Origin of the sequence: Carnobacterium sp. 1290_CSPC (assembly GCF_001053265.1) — a bacterium.
GTDB lineage: Bacteria > Bacillota > Bacilli > Lactobacillales > Aerococcaceae > Aerococcus > Aerococcus urinaeequi.
The window spans coordinates 1-1,705 of the sequence record NZ_JVVG01000115.1; the positions used below are offsets into that span (position 1 = coordinate 1).

The window sequence follows — 1,705 nt, forward strand, 5'->3', positions numbered from 1 at the left end:
TTCCGTTATATTCCTTAGAAAGGAGGTGATCCAGCCGCACCTTCCGATACGGCTACCTTGTTACGACTTCACCCCAATCATCTGTCCCACCTTCGGCGGCTGGCTCCATAAAGGTTACCTCACCGACTTCGGGTGTTACAAACTCTCGTGGTGTGACGGGCGGTGTGTACAAGACCCGGGAACGTATTCACCGTGGCGTGCTGATCCACGATTACTAGCGATTCCGGCTTCATGCAGGCGAGTTGCAGCCTGCAATCCGAACTGAGAATGGCTTTAAGAGATTTGCTTGCCCTCGCGGGTTTGCGACTCGTTGTACCATCCATTGTAGCACGTGTGTAGCCCAAGTCATAAGGGGCATGCTGATTTGACGTCATCCCCACCTTCCTCCGGTTTGTCACCGGCAGTCTCATTAGAGTGCCCAACTGAATGCTGGCAACTAATAATAGGGGTTGCGCTCGTTGCGGGACTTAACCCAACATCTCACGACACGAGCTGACGACAACCATGCACCACCTGTCACTTTGTCCCCGAAGGGAAAGCCCTATCTCTAGGGTGGTCAAAGGATGTCAAGACTTGGTAAGGTTCTTCGCGTTGCTTCGAATTAAACCACATGCTCCACCGCTTGTGCGGGTCCCCGTCAATTCCTTTGAGTTTCAACCTTGCGGTCGTACTCCCCAGGCGGAGTGCTTAATGCGTTAACTGCGGCACTGAAGGGCGGAAACCCTCCAACACCTAGCACTCATCGTTTACGGCGTGGACTACCAGGGTATCTAATCCTGTTTGCTCCCCACGCTTTCGAGCCTCAGTGTCAGTAACAGACCAGAATGTCGCCTTCGCCACTGGTGTTCTTCCATATATCTACGCATTCCACCGCTACACATGGAGTTCCACATTCCTCTTCTGTACTCAAGTTTCCCAGTTTCCAATGACCCTCCACGGTTAAGCCGTGGGCTTTCACATCAGACTTAAGAAACCACCTGCGCTCCCTTTACGCCCAATAAATCCGGACAACGCTTGCCACCTACGTATTACCGCGGCTGCTGGCACGTAGTTAGCCGTGGCTTTCTGATAAGATACCGTCAAGACTGTAGCAGTTACTCTACAATTTGTTCTTCTCTTATAACAGAGTTTTACGACCCGAAGGCCTTCTTCACTCACGCGGCATTGCTCCGTCAGGCTTTCGCCCATTGCGGAAGATTCCCTACTGCTGCCTCCCGTAGGAGTTTGGGCCGTGTCTCAGTCCCAATGTGGCCGATCACCCTCTCAGGTCGGCTATGCATCATCGTCTTGGTAGGCCGTTACCCCACCAACTAACTAATGCACCGCAAGGTCATCTATAAGTGACAGCAGAGCCGTCTTTCAATCTTCTTCCATGCGGAAGAAGATATTATGCGGTATTAGCACCCGTTTCCGAATGTTATCCCCCGCTTATAGGTAGATTCCTTACGTGTTACTCACCCGTTCGCCGCTAACGTCAGAAGTGCAAGCACTTCATCTGTTCGCTCGACTTGCATGTATTAGGCATGCCGCCAGCGTTCGTCCTGAGCCAGGATCAAACTCTCATGAAAGATTTTCATGAGCTTGATTGCTCATTAAAGTTTGCTGACTTATTTATAGTAGTTCTCACTACTTTTAATTGTTGGAATCAAATGATTCCATACACAATTTTTGGTTTGTCTTCTTTGTTCAGTTTTCAAAGGTCTAT

The 1,705-nt window shown here is 50.2% G+C and carries 1 rRNA gene; it reads right to left on the reverse strand.

The window, feature by feature from the left end:
- Nucleotides 1–18: 18 nt before the first annotated feature.
- A 16S ribosomal RNA gene (locus AC973_RS09125) occupies nt 19–1,568 on the reverse strand.
- Between the last annotated feature and the right edge of the window lie 137 nt (nt 1,569–1,705).